At 69.8% G+C, this 16,816-nt stretch carries 10 protein-coding genes; 8 read left to right on the forward strand and 2 right to left on the reverse strand.

Going from position 1 to position 16,816, the window contains the following annotated elements:
- Positions 1–103 precede the first annotated feature (103 nt).
- Together QSK18_RS29280 and QSK18_RS29285 are read left to right on the forward strand one after the other, a co-directional pair.
- Positions 104–3,637, forward strand: coding sequence for a bifunctional diguanylate cyclase/phosphodiesterase (locus QSK18_RS29280; RefSeq protein WP_285625760.1), 3,534 nt, complete (start codon positions 104–106; stop codon positions 3,635–3,637).
- The gene (locus QSK18_RS29285; RefSeq protein ID WP_285625762.1) at positions 3,634–4,611 is read left to right on the forward strand and encodes a LacI family DNA-binding transcriptional regulator; all 978 of its coding nucleotides are present in this window, start codon (positions 3,634–3,636) and stop codon (positions 4,609–4,611) included. Before QSK18_RS29280 ends, QSK18_RS29285 begins: the two co-directional genes overlap by 4 nt.
- Here QSK18_RS29285 and QSK18_RS29290 read toward each other — a convergent pair.
- The gene (locus QSK18_RS29290) at positions 4,608–5,660 is read right to left on the reverse strand and encodes a family 43 glycosylhydrolase (protein WP_285625764.1); all 1,053 of its coding nucleotides are present in this window, start codon (positions 5,658–5,660) and stop codon (positions 4,608–4,610) included. The genes QSK18_RS29285 and QSK18_RS29290 overlap by 4 nt on opposite strands.
- 217 nt (positions 5,661–5,877) lie before the next feature.
- Here QSK18_RS29290 and QSK18_RS29295 point away from each other — a divergent pair, with 217 nt between their 5' ends.
- The 6 genes from QSK18_RS29295 (at position 5,878) to QSK18_RS29320 (ending at position 15,976) form a co-directional block, all read left to right on the forward strand.
- Positions 5,878–7,182, forward strand: coding sequence for an ABC transporter substrate-binding protein (locus QSK18_RS29295; protein WP_285625767.1), 1,305 nt, complete (start codon positions 5,878–5,880; stop codon positions 7,180–7,182).
- Between the two features lie 13 nt (positions 7,183–7,195).
- Positions 7,196–8,077, forward strand: a complete 882-nt coding sequence (locus QSK18_RS29300; RefSeq protein WP_285625771.1) for a carbohydrate ABC transporter permease — start codon at positions 7,196–7,198, stop codon at positions 8,075–8,077.
- 5 nt (positions 8,078–8,082) lie between these two features.
- Positions 8,083–8,985 carry a carbohydrate ABC transporter permease gene (locus QSK18_RS29305; RefSeq protein ID WP_285625774.1) on the forward strand — a complete coding sequence of 301 codons (903 nt, stop codon included), beginning with the start codon at positions 8,083–8,085 and terminating at the stop codon, positions 8,983–8,985.
- Positions 8,982–11,606, forward strand: a complete 2,625-nt coding sequence (locus tag QSK18_RS29310) for a family 78 glycoside hydrolase catalytic domain (RefSeq protein ID WP_285625777.1) — start codon at positions 8,982–8,984, stop codon at positions 11,604–11,606. The genes QSK18_RS29305 and QSK18_RS29310 overlap by 4 nt, the downstream gene beginning before the upstream one ends.
- A gap of 44 nt (positions 11,607–11,650) precedes the next feature.
- The gene (locus QSK18_RS29315; protein ID WP_285625781.1) at positions 11,651–12,706 is read left to right on the forward strand and encodes a LacI family DNA-binding transcriptional regulator; all 1,056 of its coding nucleotides are present in this window, start codon (positions 11,651–11,653) and stop codon (positions 12,704–12,706) included.
- Positions 12,707–12,952: 246 nt separating this feature from the next.
- Positions 12,953–15,976, forward strand: coding sequence for a pectate lyase-like domain-containing protein (locus QSK18_RS29320; protein ID WP_285625784.1), 3,024 nt, complete (start codon positions 12,953–12,955; stop codon positions 15,974–15,976).
- 51 nt (positions 15,977–16,027) lie between these two features.
- Here the strand turns inward: QSK18_RS29320 and QSK18_RS29325 are convergent, their stop codons facing one another.
- Entirely contained in the window at positions 16,028–16,777 is a 750-nt protein-coding gene (locus tag QSK18_RS29325; RefSeq protein ID WP_285625787.1) for a hypothetical protein, read from the reverse strand.
- Positions 16,778–16,816: the final 39 nt, after the last annotated feature.

The following is a 16,816-nucleotide window of genomic DNA, read 5'->3' on the forward strand; positions in this document are numbered from 1 at the left end:
CATCGGGGGACGCTCGCCCGGTCGGGCTCGGGTGGAGTTGGTGCCCTGCCGATGTCACGACGTGCTGGAAGACGTCCCAGCCGCCGGATCCGCAGGGGAACACATGGGCAACCGCGAACGGGGCCGCGCTGACGCGGCTGCGTTGCCGCCGCCTGGTGTGCTGCCGAACCGCGACCGGGAGAGCGCCCCGCGGCGTTCGTCAGTGGTGGCCGTCAGCGTGGGCTTCATGCTCCTGTACGCCCTCGCGGTGGTGTTGGGCCGGGCCTCTCACCTGCCCGGCTCGACGCTCGCGGTGGTCTGGCCGGCCGCAGGGGTGGGCTTCGTCTGGCTGGCCCGGTGGTGGGACCAGCCGCGGCTGCGCTGGACCAGCGCCGCACTGCTGCTGACCACCTCCGTGACCGCACAGCTGATCAGTGGGCAGCGGCCCCTGGTCGGGTTGCTGTTCTCGGTCGCGGGTCTCGTGCAGGCCGTGGTGGCCGGGGCGATCCACCGGCGTCTGCAGCCGGCCGGGTTCCGGCTCCGTCAGCCCCGCGACCTGTGGGCACTACTGATCGCTGCGGGGGTGGGGGCGGGGACCGGCGCGCTCATCGGCGGTACCACCTCCATGCTGCTGGTCGAGGGGGCGTTCGGGTCGGCGCTGCTGGGCTGGTTCGTGCGTCACTTCACCGGCACCGTGGTGCTGGCCGCGCTTTGGTTGCGCATCGGGGACCGGCGCGTCGTGCCCGCGCCGGTGTCCGGGCGGGTCGAGTTCGTGCTCGTCATGGCGGCCTCGCTGGGCTTCTTCGCCTGGCTCGACCACCTCCAGCACGTGCCCCTCACCTTCCTCATGGTGCCCTGGGCGGTCTGGCTGGGACTGCGTGCCCCCGGCCCGCTGGTCATGCCCACGGTGGCCCTCAACGACCTCGCCCTGATCCTGCTCACCCGTCAGGGCGCCGGCCCGTTCACCGGCCTGGCACCGGCCTGGCGCATCCTCGACGTGCAACTGCTGGTGCTGGTCCTGACCTCGCTGACGGTGATGCTGTTGCTGCACCGCGAGGAGAACCACCGCCTGAACTCGGCCGTGCGGCAGGCGTTCCAGGAGGCCCAGGCCGGCTCCCGTCTGCTGCGCACGGTGTTCGACACGACCAGCGAGGGCCTGGCGGTCTACGACGATCACGGTGCGGTGATCACCCGCAACCGGGCCGCCCAGGAACTGCTCTTCCACCAGCCCGGCCCGAACCGCGAGGGCGACCCCGCCGGGGCGGGGTTCCTTCTCTCGGCCCCGGACGGCAGCCCGTGGCCGGCGCACGAACGGCCTCTGGCGCGGGCCCTGCGGGGCGAGCACGTCCAGAACGAGGACGTCCTCGTCCGCACCGCTGACCAGTTGCAGGGCCGTCTGCTCAACATCACCGCCAATCCGATGCCCGGAGCCGGCGGCGCGGTGCTGGCGATGCGGGACGTCACCGCCGAGAGGGCCGCGGCCGCCGAGGTCGCAAGCACCCGTGACCTGTTCGCCGGGGTGCTGGACGCGGCCACCGAGCAGTGCATTGTCGGCTGCGACCACGACGGTGGGATCATGGTGTTCAACCGGGGCGCCGAGCGCATGCTGGGCTACAGCGCCGAAGAGATGCTCGGCGAGACCCCCGAGCGTTTCCACGACCAGGACGAGGTGGTGGCCCGAGCCGGGGAGCTGGGGATCGAACCCGGCTACGAGGTGTTCGTGCTGGCCGCCCGCAGGGGCCGGGCCGAGACCCGGCGCTGGACGTACATCACCAAGGACGGCCGGCGCCTGCAGGTGCTGCTCACGGTGAGCCCGCTGCACGACAGCAACGGCGAGTGCATCGGCACGATCGGTGTCGGCACCGACATCAGCGAGCAGCTAGCGGCGCGAGCGCGCCTGGAGTCCTCGGAGAAACGCTTCCGGGCCGCCTTCGACACCGCCCCGGTCGGCATGCTCATCGTGGGTCTCGACGGGGCCGAGGCCCGCAGGATCCTGCAGGTCAACTCCACCCTGTGCACCTTCACCGGACTCAGCAAGCAGGAACTGCTCACCCGCGACTTCCACGACCTGACCCACCCCGACGACCGGCCGCAGTGCCGTCTGTCCCTGAACCCGCTGGTGACCGGCGAGGTGACCGAGGTGCAGCTGGAGAAGCGCTACCAGCACGCCGACGGCTCCACCCGCTGGGGGATGCTCTCGGCCACCGTCATGACCGCCGACCTGGGCGAGCGGCAGCTGCTGTGCCTGATCGAGGACGTGACCGCCCGCAAGGTGGCCGAGGAGGCCCTGCGCTACCAGGCCCTGCACGACGCGCTGACCGGGCTGCCCAACCGCACCCTGCTGCACGACCGTCTGGAACACGCACTAGCCGGCGCCGGGCGCAGCGGGGCCCGGGTCGGGGTGCTGTTCTGCGACCTGGACGGATTCAAGGCGGTCAACGACAGCGCCGGGCACAGCGCCGGCGACGAGCTGCTGCGGCAGGTCGCCGAGCGGTTCACCGCCTGCCTGCGCCCGGGCGACACCCTGGCCCGGCTCGGCGGCGACGAGTTCGCCGTGGTCTGCCCCGACATCGACGGCAGCGACGGGCTGCAGGCTGTGGCCGAGCGGCTGCTGCACTGCCTGCGCCGGCCGGTCGTCCTCACCGCGGGCACCTTCGACGTGGCCGTCAGCATCGGCACCCATCTGGCCGACGCGGTCCCGGCCGGACCCGGCACAGACCTGGTGGAGGCGGCCGAACAGGCCCTGGCCTATGCCGACACGGCGATGTACGAGGCCAAACGGGCCGGCAAGAACCGCGCGTACGCCCACCACGACGACGCCGAGGTCCGCGGCAGCCGGGTCGCCCGCCTGTTGCCGCAGCTGCGCGACGCCCTGAACCGGGACGAGTTCGTCCTGCACGGCCAGCCCGTGCTCGACCTGATCAGCGGGCACCCGGTGGCGGTGGAGACGCTGGTGCGCTGGCAGCACCCCACCCGCGGCACCCTGTCCCCGGCCGAGTTCCTCGACGTGGTCGAGGACAGCCCTCTGATGATCGGCCTGGGCCGCCGGGTGCTCACCGAGTCGTGCCGGATGGCCGCCGCCTGGAGCGAGGCGCTCGGCCCGGGTGCCCCGGCGGTGCACGTGAACGTCTCGGGCCGCCAGCTCGAGGCCGGCAACCTGCACCACGACGTGGTCGCGGCCCTGCAGCGGCACGGCCTTCCGGCCGGGCGGCTGGTACTGGAACTCACCGAGACTCACATGCCCCGGCTGACCCACTCGCTGCTGCAGGACCTGCAGGACCTGCGCGACCAGGGGGTGCGGATCGCGATCGACGACCTGGGGACCGGCTACTCAAGCCTCACCCGACTGACCGAGCTGCCCGTGGACGTCCTCAAGATCGATCTTGCCTTCGTGGCCGGCCTGGGCCGCGACCGCACCTGCGAGGCCGTCGTGCGGGCGGTGATCGGCCTCGGGCAGGCCCTGGGCGTGACCGTGGTGGCCGAAGGGGTGGAGACCCCGCAGCAGGCCGACCTTCTGCAGCGCTACGGCTGCGACACCGTGCAGGGATACCTCTACAGCCCGCCCCGGCCGGAACCCGAACTGCTGCAGTACCTGCAACAGGCCCGGCCGACTACGTGGCATGCTTCTCCTTCCCAAGGAGGAGCGCAGGATTCATGACCGACCCGGCCGGCCGCCGCGTCACCACGGCCGACGTCGCCCGCGAGGCCGGCGTGTCCCGAGCGACGGTGAGCTACGCGCTCAACGGCGACCCGCAGGGGCGCCTCACGGTCGAGACCCGCAGGCTGGTGCGGCGCACCGCCGACCGGCTGGGCTACCAGCCCTCGGCCGCGGCCCGGCTGCTGCGCGGAGGCCGTTCCCGCACGGTGCTGGCTCTCTCGGCCCCTGAAGACGGGTACGGCGGGCTGATGGGGGAAGTGTTCGAGCGGTTCTCGGCCGGGCTCGCCGGGCACGGGTACAGCCTGGTCTGGCAGTTGGCCGTGCCCGGCGCGCCCCGCCCGGTGGGGGAGCTCACCCCCGCCGTGGTGATCACCGCCGCCACCGCCGACGACCCGGTGTTCGCCTCGTTCGCAAGCGGTTTCGACGTGCCGGTGATACCTGCCTTCGAAGGTCGCGACGCCTTCCTGGGGGCGGCCGCCCGGCGCCAGGTCGACCACCTCGCCGATCAGGGCCACCGGCAGATCGCCTTCGTGGGCCCGGCCGACCCCCAGCTACGTTCCATGGCCTCGTTACGGCGCTCGGCGGCCCGCCGGGCCGCCCGGCGCCGCGACCTGACCTGGGTGCCGGACCTCCGCCTGCCTTCTGATCGGTCCCAGGCAGCCGCGCTTCTCAGCCAAAGTACAGAAAAGCAAGACACTTTGGCTATCTGCGCCTACAACGACGACGTGGCTCTGTTCGTACTGGCCGCCGCCCGGGACGCCGGTGTCCCGGTGCCCGGGTCGCTGGCGGTGATCGGGGTGGACGACGTGCCGGCCGCCGCCACGAGTTCGCCGGCGCTGACCAGCGTGCGCGCCGACCTCGACGACTTCGTCAGCGAATCCGTCGAGGCCTTCGTGGCGGCCGCTGAAGGGCGGACCTTCCAGGCCCCGCAACTGCCACGCACTTTCACGGTTGTCGCCCGGGGCAGCGCCTAGGCATACGAGTCCGGGCTCCACTCGTCGCTCCAGTCCAGGTAGGGCCGGTCCCGGTCGAAACGGAACGGCAGCCAGACGTAGTCGGCGATCGAGGTGTTGATCTCGGTCAGCTCCGGCATCGGCGCCGCATGGTCCGGCGTCTCGGGGGAGAAGTGCCGGGTGAAGGCCTCGACCGCGGCCGAACTGTCGGCCGTGTACTGCGGCAGCCAGCGATCGCCCAGGGCGATGTACAGGTCCTTCTTGAACGGGTGACGGAACACCGAACTGATCTGTGAGTGGTACGAGGTGCGGGAGGCGTCGTCCGGGTGCGGATCTCCCAGCACCTGCCAGGGGCCGTGGTACGAGCGGGCGCAGGCCACCTCGGAGGGATTGGGGTAGTAGCCGGTGGTGCCCGAGGTGACCAGGTAGTGCAGGCCACGGCGGTAGAAGTACGAGGGCGCCTCGCGCACGAAAGGCGGCTGCCCGTTCGGGAAATGGGTGGAGTAATAGCCGGTGACGTCGGTGTAGTCGTCGGTGAGGTCGGCGCAGATCAGTTCGCTGTGCACGCGCTCGAAGTAGTAGTACGCCTTCCCGTCGTGCGGGTCCACCACCAGATCGAAGTCGCCGGCGTCCATGCCCAGCGGCCGCAGCCAGGTGCGCTCCACCCGGTAGGGCCCGAGGATCGAGGGGGCGCTCAGCACGGTGGAGCGCTGCATCATCGAACCCTTGGTCATCACCTTGATCCAGCACACGAAACGCCGGGTGCGCTCGTTGTAGACGATGTGCGGACGGTCGGCGTACTGCTGCGGGTGCAGCGGTGAGTCCGGGTCGTCCCGGTCGGGTTCGATGATGCAGCCGAGGTCCTGCCAGGTGCACAGGTCGGTCGAGGAGTAGCAGCGCACCCCCAGGTGCCAGGTGTCGCTGTCCGGGGTGGTGGCCTCCTTGTTCTCGCCGTACCAGTAGAAGACCCCGTCGACCGTGATGATCGAGCCGCCGTGGGCCTGGATGCGCTTGCCGTCGGTGTCGAGCCAGGGTTGCCCCGGGCGGATCGTCCGCTGCTGCTCGGTCATGTTCTTCGTGCCTCCTGGTCGGGACCGTTCGTCGCTTCGCAGCGGCAGTGTGTAAGTCGAAGGTGACACGTGTCAACGATCGCGCGACCGGCGGAGGACAGGAACGGCAGGGCTGTGAACTGCCGCAAGAGCGACCTTGACGGCCCGGAGTGGCGTGCCTAACATCTCCGTCGTTGAAACGCTTCAATTCGTCGCACTTCAAGGGAGAACTGTGGCCATGTCTGTTTCACCCCGTCGCACCACCACCCGCCTCCTCTGCGGCCTCGGCGCCGCCGGCCTGCTGCTGAGCGCCTGCGGCTCGGGCGGTGGAGGTGGCAGCGGCTCCGGCTCGGACGGCTCCTTCGACTACCTGGGCCAGACCGAGAACACCACCATCGCAGCCACGTTCAAGAGCTTGAGCACCGGTGCGTGCAAGACCCAGAACGACGCGCTGCCGCTGAAGACCTCCTCCAGCCCGGGCGGCCAGTTCGACCAGAAGCTGCAGCTGCTCTCCGGGCAGGGCGCCCTCTCGGACGTCTCGATGGGCGCCGGTACCCCGGCCCTGATGCAGCAGTTCATCGAGGCCAAGCAGGTGCAGGACCTGGAGCCGGCGCTGCAGGAGGCCGGGGCTGCCGAGGCCGTGCTGCCCGCAGCCAAGGCCACCCTCAAGGCGCTCTACGGCGACCAGGGGCTTTACGCCCTGCCCACCGAGTTCAACATCGAGGGCTTCTGGTACAACGAGGAGATCTTCACCGAGAACGACGTCGAGATCCCCGCCACCTGGGACGAGTTCGTCGCCGCGGCCGAGAAGCTGCAGGCGGCCGGGGTGCAGCCGATCGCCGCCGACGGCAAGACCGGCTGGCAGATCACCCGGCTGATCGGCAACTACATCGCCCGCGACCTCGGCCCCGACGCCCTGCAGAAGGTCGCCGACGGCCAGGCGAAGCTCAGTGACCCCGAGTACGTGAAGGCCGCCGAGGCCGTGGCCGCCCTGGGCAAGCTCGACGCCTTCGGCAAGTCGCCCGGCTCGATCGACTACAACGTCGCGATGAACGCCTTCCTGACCGGCAAGGCCGCGATGATGTACAACGGCAGCTGGGCCCTGGGCAACTACAACGACGAGACCCAGAACAAGATCGGCGTGGACAACATCGGCTACCTGCCCTTCCCCGCCGTCACCGGTGGCGCCGGCAGCATTGAGGACGTGCCGGCCAACGTCGGTGTGCCGATCATGTTCTCCTCCAGCGACTTCGAGGGCGGCGTGAAGGACTGGGCCACCTGCATCGCGCAGAACTACGGCGACCAGGCCCTGGCCGCCGAGGGCGTGGTCAGCGGCTTCACCATCAAGCAGACCCCCGCCGACCTGCCGCCGCTGACCAAGGTCGTGCAGGAGACCAGCGCCGAGGCCAGCAACACCATCCTCTGGTTCGAGGCGCTCTTCAGCTCCAAGGCCACCACGGTCAGCCAGCAGAACGCGGCGCCGCTGGCCACCGGGCAGCTGAGCCCTGCGGACTTCATGACCAAGGTCCAGAACGCCGGCTGAGAAGGGCTTCGCAGTGAACGACGTCCTCGGCGACAAGCGGGCCATCGCCCTGCTCGTCGGCCCGGCCCTCCTGGTCTACTCGCTCGTCATGGTCGTGCCCATCCTCTGGTCCACCGGGTACACCCTCTTCGAGGGAAGCGTCATCCGGGGTTTCACCTTCCACGGACTGGGCAACTTCCGCACCCTCGCCGACGACGGCGTCCTCTGGGACGCTCTGGTCTTCACCGTGAAGTACGCGGTGGTGACCACGCTCCTGCAGGTGGCGCTGGGTTACCTGCTGGCGGTGGCCTACGTGTTCTGGTTCCGCCGCTCCTCCGGCATCGTGCGCACCCTGCTGTTCTTCCCGGTGATCCTGCCCACGGTGGCGGTGGGCCTGCTGTTCCAGCGAGTGTTCGAGTCGGCGCCCTCCACCGGCCCGGTCAACGCCGTGCTCGACGCGGTGGGCGTGGGGGCGGTGGACTGGTTCGGCTCCCCGACGCAGGCGTTCGTGGTGATCGTGGCGATGGACCTGTGGCGTTCCATGGGTTTCTATGCCGTGCTGCTGTACGCCGGGCTACTCGACATCCCCCAGGACGTGCTGGAGTCGGCCAGTCTCGACGGCGCCCGGGGCCTGGGCATGCTGCGCCACATCATCCTGCCGCTGTCTCTGCCGGTGCTGCTCTCCTCGGTCATCTTCAGCATCAACGGCACCCTGAAGGTGTTCGACTCGGTGCTGGCCCTGACCAACGGCGGCCCGGGCCAGGCCACCACGCCGCTCACTCTGTACATGTACCAGACATCCTTCACCTACGGCGATTACGGCTACGGCAGCACCATCGCCCTGACCCTGTCGGCGCTCTGTCTGCTGGTGACGGTGTTCGTCTTCCGCTCCAGCCGTCGCGACCTCAAGGAGTGACCGTCGTGGCCATCACCGCACCCCACCCGGCGCCCGGCCGGCAACAGCTTCCGGCCCCACCGAGCCGACGGCCCCGGGCCCGGCGGATGCTCTCCGGAGTTCCCCGCGTCCTGGTCACCGGCCTGATCCTGCTGTTCATCGTGTACCCGATGATCTGGATGCTGCTGGGCTCGTTCAAGACCCAGGACGAGTTCCTCGGCGAGCCGTTCTGGAGCCTGCCCGACAGCTTCGACCCGGTGAACTACGTGGAGGCCTTCACCACCGGCGGGATGGGCCACTACATCGCCAACTCGGCGCTGGCCGTGCTGCCCTCCCTGGCCCTGACCCTTCTGCTCGGCGTGGCAGCGGGTTTCGCGCTGGAAGTGATGGTCTGGAAGGGCCGGTCCCCGATCCTGCTGGCCTTCCTGGCCGGGATCATGGTGCCCGGTCAGATGATCCTGCTGCCGCTGTTCACGATCTACTTCAAGCTGCACCTGACCGGCACGCTGTGGCCGCTGATCATCACCTACACCGCCACCGGCCTGCCGCTCACGGTGTTCATGATGGCCACCTACTTCCGGGCCATCCCCCGCGAGATCTTCGAGGCCTCCACCCTCGACGGCGCCTCCATCCTCCGCTCCTTCTGGTCGGTCGGCGTGCCCATGGTGCGCAACGCACTGTTCACCGTCGGCCTGGTCCAGTTCTTCTTCACCTGGAACGACCTCTTGATCGCACTGACCTTCACCAACAGCAACGAGCTGCAGACCGTGCAGGTCGGCCTGCTCAACTTCACCGGGCAGTACGGGGCCGTGCAGTACGGCCCCACGTTCGCCGCCATCTGCGTCAACGTGTTCGGCACACTGGCCATCTACCTGGTGATGAACCAGCGCATCATGCAGGGCCTGACCGCCGGGGCGGTGAAGGGATGAGAACCACTGCTGAGGGCGAACTCTGGCTCGAGGACCGCCGGGGCACGGCCACGCTCGGTATCGGTGAGGCAACCCCGCGCCTCTCCTGGATCGTTCCCGCCCAGGCGGCCCCGATCGTCCATCTGTGTGCCCTTTACGACGACGGCCGCCGGGTGTGGGCGACCGGATCCGGCCCGGCCGGCTCGGTGGCCTGGCCGTTCGCGCCGCTGACGTCGCGCGAGCGGGTCCGGGTGAGTGTGCACGCTGCGGTAGAAGACCCGGCTCTGGTGCAGGCGGAAGTCGAGGCCGGGCTTCTGATTGAAGACGATTGGACTGCCGATTTCGTCAGTCCGTCGCCTTCGGCGTCGTCCGAGAAGCTGCGGCCGGCCTATCTGATGCGTGCGCGCTGGCACGCTCCGGTCGATTTGGGCGCGATCAGCCGGGCCCGCTTGTACGTAACCTCGCACGGCGTGCACGAACTCGAGCTCAACGGCGAACGCGTCGGCAACTCGGTGCTCGACCCGGGGTGGACGAGCTACCGGCATCGTCTGCGTTATCGCACCCACGACGTCACCGCGGCAGTTCGGGCGGGGGAGAACGTCATCGGGGCCTGGCTGGCCGACGGCTGGTACCGCGGGCGGATCGGGTTCGACGGCGGACTCTGGGACCTGTACGGGGAAGACGTCTCGCTGCTGGCTCAGCTGGAGATCCACACCGACGACGGGCGTCGCCATGTCGCCGAACTCTCCGGCTGGAAATGGGCGTTCTCGCCGATCACCGCCGTGGGGCTGTACGAAGGCGAGACCTACGACGCGCGTTTGGAGCAGTCGGACTGGTCGCGGCCGGGTTTCGACGACAGCGGCTGGGAAGACGTTTCGACCGTTGTCGATGTGGGCGTGGTTCCGTTGGAGGCGCCGACGGCCGGACCAGTGACGACCATTGAGACGCTGAAGCCGGTTTCGGTGCAGCGGCGCCCGAACGGTCGGGTGAGGCTCGATTTCGGGCAGAACATCTCGGGCCGATTGCGACTACGAATGGACGGGGGTGGTCACCGAGCCGGCCAGGTGGTGCGTCTGCATCACGCGGAGGTTCTCGAAGGTGAGGAACTGGCCGTTCGCCCACTGCGCACCGCGGTCTCGATCGACGAGTACGTGTGTTCCGGGGAATCCGAGCGCTGGTGGTCGCCGCGTTTCACGCTGCACGGATTCCGCTACGCGGAGATCGAAGGGTGGACGGGTGAACTCGCCACCGAGGACGTGCTGGCTGAGGTGGTGCACACCGAGATGCAGCGCACCGGCTGGTTCTCCAGCTCGAACCCGGCGCTGAACCGGTTGCACGAGAACGTGGTCTGGAGCATGCGCGACAACTTCGTCGACCTGCCCACCGACTGCCCCCAGCGCGACGAGCGGGTGGGCTGGACCGGTGACATCCAGGTGTTCGCGCCCACCGCCCTGTTCCTGCACGCCTGCCACGGCACCCTCGACGGCTGGCTGCGCGACCTGTGGGCCGAGCAGCGCCTGGCCGGGCACGTTCCGCTGTTCGTGCCCTGGGTGCCGTGCGGCTTCCCGGACTTCCCGACCGCGGTCTGGGGCGACGCCGCAGTGCTGGTGCCGTGGGCGATCCATCAGCACAGCGGCGACACCTCGGTGCTGGCGCGGCAGTACGACAGTATGTGCGCCTGGGTCGATCTCGTGGAAAAGGCCACCGGAGGAACCGGTCTGTGGGACAGGGGGCACCAGCTGGGCGACTGGCTCGACCCGGCCGCCCCGCCCGACGAGCCGGGCAACGGACGCACCGACAAGCATCTCGTCGCTACTGCCTACCACGTGCGCAGTTCCCGGGTGCTCAGCGAGGTCGCGGCCGTTCTCGGGCGCGACGAGGACGCCCGGCGCTACCGGGAGGTGGCGGCGCGGGCCGCGAACTCGTTCCAACGCCACTACGTCACCCCCGACGGCAGGCTGGTCAGTGACACTCCGACGGCGCTCTCCCTGGCTCTGGTGTTCGACCTGCTCGACGGTCCCGCGCAGCGCCTGGTGGCTGGGCGGCGGCTGAGCGAACTGGTGCGGGCCGGGGGATACCGGATCTCGACCGGGTTCGTCGGCACCCCGATCGTGTGCGACGCGCTGGTCCAGGCCGGGGACGTGGACGGCGCCTACCACCTGCTGCTGAACGACGAGTGCCCGTCGTGGCTGTACGCGGTCTCGATGGGGGCCACCACGATCTGGGAACGCTGGGACAGCCTGCTGCCCGACGGTTCGGTCAACCCGGGTGGGATGACATCGTTCAACCACTACGCCCTGGGCGCGGTCGCGGACTTCATGCACCGGGTCGTAGCCGGCCTCGACAAGACCGGTCCGGGCTACCAGCGTCTGCGTTTCGCGCCCCGGCCAGGGGGCGGTCTCACCCACGCCGGTGCCCGGCACGACGCCCCTACCGGCACTGTGGCCAGCAGTTGGGTGCGGGAAGGGGCGACCCTGACGGTGACGGTGGAGGTCCCGCCCGGGGCTTCGGGCCTCGTCGTCCTGCCGGGGGAGACGGGGGCCGAGCACGAGGTGGGCGCGGGCACGCACACGTTCCAGGTGTCCTACCGTCCGGCCGAGGAGGATCCCGCGCGGCCGGAAAGGACAACGCGGATGGCATAGTGGGCCTGCCTCGGATCAGACCGGGAACAAGGCAGGGGGAACGCATGCGCAAGGGGATGAAAGACGTGGCCCGGCTGGCCGGGGTCTCGGTCGGCACCGTCAGCCACGTCCTCAACCACCCCGAGCTGGTCACCCCCGAGACCACCGAGCGGGTCCGCCAGGCCATGCAGGAACTGGGCTACGTGCGCAACGAGCCGGCCCGGCAGCTGGCCCGGCGCGGCCACAGCGACCTGATCGCGGTGGTGCTGCCCACCAGCGACGACCCGTTCCTGTCGGGGGTGGTGCGCGGGGCCCAGCAGGCCGCCGCCCGGCACGGGCTCGAGGTCATGGTGACCAGCAGCGAGCACGACGTGGAGCGCGAACAGCGTCAGCTGGACAGCCTGGAGCAACGCCGGGTGCGGGGGGTGCTGCTGAGCCCCGCGGTGGACGCCTCCCTGCAGGGTGTGCGGGCGCTGCAGCAGCGCGGCACTCCGCTGGTGCTCGTCGGACCGGTTTTCGGCCGGCACCGCTTCTGCTCGGTGTCCATCGACGAACGGTCCGGTGGGCGCCAGATCGGCGTCCACCTGGCCGAGAGCGGCCACTCCCGGGTGCTCTACGCAGGTGCGCCGCTGAGCGCGCACCACGTGAGCGAGCGCTACGAGGGCCTGATCGAGACGCTGGCCGGCGCTGACGTGCGGGCGGCGGACGTGTCGGGCTGGGAGCCGGGCGGTGGCTTGCCAGCAGTGGCGTCGCTGCTGGCCGCTCCCGCCCGGCGCCGGCCCACGGCGGTGGTGTGTGCCACTGATCTGATCGCCCTCGAGGTGCTCTCGGAGTGCGCGCGGCTGGGGCTGGAGGTGCCGCGGCAGATAGCGGTGGTCGGTTACGACGACCTGCCGTTCACCCGCTCGGGGGTGGTCTCGCTGAGCACGGTGTCGCAGCCGCAACTGGAGATGGGACGGCGGGCCACCGAACTGCTGCTGCTGGAGGAGACCGAGGGGCATCGGCACGAGAAGCTCGTGCTGCAGCCCCAACTGGTGATCCGGGCGACCAGCCGCAGGCCGGCGCGGGCCGTGCGCCCGGCTCGGGACGGGGATGCCAAGGTGGAGGCCGGCCGGAGCTGAGGCAACCGGGGCCAATAGGGGCCTTGGTCTCGGTCTGCCTTCCCCGAACCGCTCCCTGGCGCCCACCGGCGTCCATAGTTCGGTGTTTGCCGTTCGTCGCTCCGCAGGTTCGCCGTGCCAGGGCAGCCCCTTGCGAGCACCCGGGCATCTGGGCTTCAATCGGACAAGCGGGACTTGAAACGCTTCAATAGCGACCGGGGTTCTTCCGGATCCGATCCCGCAGCCGCAGTTCGAGGAGGAACTGTTGTGACGACAAGACTTTTCGCACGGCTCAGGGCCGCCGCAACACATTCCCGAAGCGCCCGCCCGCCGATCCGCCGGATCCACACCGCCGCGCTGATCGGGGTCGGTACGGTCGCTGCCCTGGGGGCGGGTCTGCTCGCGCCCACCTCGGCCCAGGCTGCCGCTCCCGACTTCGGGCCCAACGTGGTGGTCTTCGACCCGAGCATGAACGACGCCGACATCCAGTCCCGGCTCGACACCGTCCAGGCCGCGCAGAAGGACAACGAGTTCGGGACCGAGCGCTACGCCTTCCTTTTCAGGCCCGGGAGCTACGACGTCGACGCGAAACTGGGCTACTACACCTCGGTCGCCGGTCTCGGGGCGGACCCGGGCGACGTGGTGATCAAGGGTGGGGTCCGGGTCGAGGGCCGCAACGACGCCCTGACCAACTTCTGGCGCTCGGCCGAGAATCTCAGCATCGAGCCCACCGGCGGCAACAACCGCTGGGCGGTCTCGCAGGCGTCTCCGCTGCGCCGGGTGCACGTCCGCGGCAACCTGCAGCTGCACACGGCCGACTATGCCTACGCCAGCGGTGGTTACATCGGCGACACCAAGGTCGACGGCAAGGTGGACGCCACCACCCAGCAGCAGTACTACACCCGCGACAGCACCATCGGCAGCTGGAGCGGATCGGTCTGGAACATGGTCTTCTCCGGAACCAACGGGGCGCCGCCGCAGAGCTTTCCCAAGCCGCAGATGACCACCCTGGGCTCGACCCCGGTCAGCCGGGAGAAGCCCTTCCTCACCGTTGATTCGGCGGGAGAGTACTCGGTGTTCGTCCCTGCACTGCGGCGCGACGCCAAGGGTGCCTCGTGGGACGGCGGCAAGACGCCGGGCTCCTCGCTGCCGATCAAGGACTTCTACATCGCCAAACCCGGTGACAGCGCGGCCAAGATCAACGCGCAGCTGTCGGCCGGCAAGCACCTCATCATCACGCCGGGTATCTACCGGCTGAGTCAGCCACTGGCCGTGAAACGGGCCAACACGGTGGTTCTCGGCCTCGGCATGGCCACTCTGGTGCCGACCGGCGGCACCGCCGCGGTCACCGTGGCCGATGTCGACGGTGTGCGCCTGGCCGGCCTGATCGTGGACGCGGGCACGACCAACTCCAGCTCGCTGGTCACCGTCGGCTCGGGCAAGACCTCGGTGAAACACACCGCCAACCCCACGTCCCTGCACGACGTGTTCTTCCGCGTGGGCGGCGCAACCGCCGGCCAGGCCGCCACCAGCCTGCAGGTGAACAGCAACGACGTGCTGCTGGACCACATCTGGGCCTGGCGGGCCGACCACGGCGCGGGTGCGGGCTGGACCACCAACCCCGGCGCCACCGGCGTGCGCGTCAACGGTGACCGGGTCACCGCCCTGGGCCTCTTCGTCGAGCACTACCAGAAGTTCCAGACCATCTGGAACGGCCAGGACGGGCGCACCATCTTCTACCAGAGCGAACTGCCCTACGACCCGCCGAACCAGGCCGCCTGGAAGAGCACCGGCACCACCAACGGCTACGCCTCCTACAAGGTCGACACCGACGTGAAGACGCACGAGGCCTGGGGACTGGGCGTCTACTCGTTCTTCAACAAGAACCAGCCGGTGTTCACCGACCGGGCGATCGAGGTGCCCGACCGGGCCGGGGTGAAGCTGCGCGACATGGTCACGGTGTTCCTGTCCGGCAGCGGGGGCATCAACCACGTGGTGAACCGGACCGGCGCCCCGGTCACCGCGATCGGTGACACCACCTACGTCGTCGAGTACGCCGGGGCCGCCCCCACCGCAGAGGTGAACAGCAGCCCGAAGAAGGGCATCGCCGCGATCAAGTACAGCGGCGACCAGGCCCGGCTGACCGGCGCGGGCGCCAAGTGGTTCTACAACTGGTCACCCAACGGCGAGTCCGGCAACGGCGCCGAGTTCGTGCCGCAGGCCTGGAACGCCCCCTCCGCCGAGACCGTCGCCGCCCTGACCGAAGGGCGCAAGCAGGAAAAGTACGAGAACCTGCTGGGTTTCAACGAGCCTGACCTGGGTGAGCAGGCGAACATGAGTGTGAAGCAGGCCCTGGACGCCTGGCCCGACCTGGAGTCCACCGGGCTGGTCCTGGGCAGCCCGGCCCCGGCCAACTACTGGGGCGGCTGGCTGGACGAGTTCATGACCGGGGCGGCCGAGCGCAAGTACCGGGTCGACTTCATCGCCCTGCACATCTACCCGGACTGGACCAACCCGGGGGCGATCGAGGAGGTGCGCGGCACCCTGGCCGACGCCTGGAACAAGTGGCACAAGCCGATCTGGCTCACCGAGATCGGCACCGTGGACACCTCCGCCTGGAAACCCATGTACGGCACTCCGAGCCAGGCCAAGGCCGACAGCTTCATGCAGAAACTGGTGCCCCTGCTGGAGAGCCTGCCCTACGTAGAGCGGTACTCCTGGTTCGCCGACAACTGCGCCACGACCGAGAGCTGCAAGTACTCGACCCTGTACTCGTCCACCAACGAACTGACCAGCCTGGGCCAGGCTTTCGCAGCGGGGAAGGCGAGCGGCCCGGCCGGCCGCTTCCGCCTGGTCAACGAGGCCCAGCCCACCCTCGCCCTGCACGCCGCCGGTGAGACCTACCCCAGCGGAGGCAACCGGGTAGCGGTCACCCCGGCCAACTGGGGATGGGACCAGCAGCGCTGGGACCTGGCTGACGCCGGAGGCGGCTTCTACACCGTCACCAACGTCGCCACCCCCAGCACCCGCCTCACCATGACTGCCGAGGCCTACCCCGGCGGCACCGGCAACCATGAGGTCGCGGCCGCGCCCACCACCGGTGGGGACGAGCAGCTCTGGCAGGTCACCCGAACCTCGGACGGCTACTACCGCCTGATCAACAAGGCCCGCGGCACCGCCCTGCAGTCGACCTTCGACGCCTACAACGGCCGGACCGACTCCTTCAACGTCGCCGGCACCAGCGCCTCGTTCGTCAACGACCAGCAGTCCTGGGCCCTGGTCCCGGAGTAGGAACACCCGAGCGCCCGGTCCGCGGTGAGAGCCGCGGGCCGGGCGCCGTGCTCAGCCTTCGCGGCGCAGGCCGAAGCTGCCCACTCCGGACGCCAGATCCACCTCGAGGCGATCCTCTGAACGCTCGGGTGTGGTGAGGACAGTGCCGGCGGCGAGTCCGCCGTGATGCACCCCGTCCAGGTCGGCGCTCCCACCGCCGCCCGAAAAGGTCGCCTGCGCAGAAACATTTGCGGGCAGGGTCAGACTGATGCTGTTCGCTCCACCGCTGATGCGGGTGGGCAGCACGCCGTCCGGGTGAGGCAGGTAGGCCTGGATGGTGGCCACGCCCTGCGTCACGTCCAGGCTCAGCACCCGCCCCTCACGCAGGTCGAGCGTCAAGGCCGACGAGCCGCCATCGATCTGGATCTGCCACCGCACGTCCCGGGCCAGTTTCACCGCCAGATCGACTCCGCCACCGCCGTCCTGGTCGGCTGCTTCGGTCGAGACGCTCACCGTCTCGGGGTCCTGCTCCCGCAGGACCGGCACCGCGCTCTGTGCGTCGGGGGTCTGCGCCTGCACGAGGTCACCACCGAGGTCGGCTGCGGTCACCGTCAGCCGATCGGTGCCACCGTGCACCACCAGGCGCGCCGTGCTCTGCCCCTGACCGGCCAGGGCCGGCGTGTGGTCGACGGCCCGGTGCCCGCCGGACCCGTCACGGGTGAAGTGCACGATCAGGAGGATGGCGAGAACCGTGATCGCCACCGCCGCCACGATCCGGCCGCCCGGCCAGTAGGCGGCGGGTGAGGAATGTGGGGAAGACACGGCTCGATGATTGCGCTCGCCCCGGCGGGCAGCGATCCG

This window comes from Kineosporia sp. NBRC 101677 (assembly GCF_030269265.1).
In the GTDB taxonomy this organism is placed as follows: domain Bacteria; phylum Actinomycetota; class Actinomycetes; order Actinomycetales; family Kineosporiaceae; genus Kineosporia; species Kineosporia rhizophila.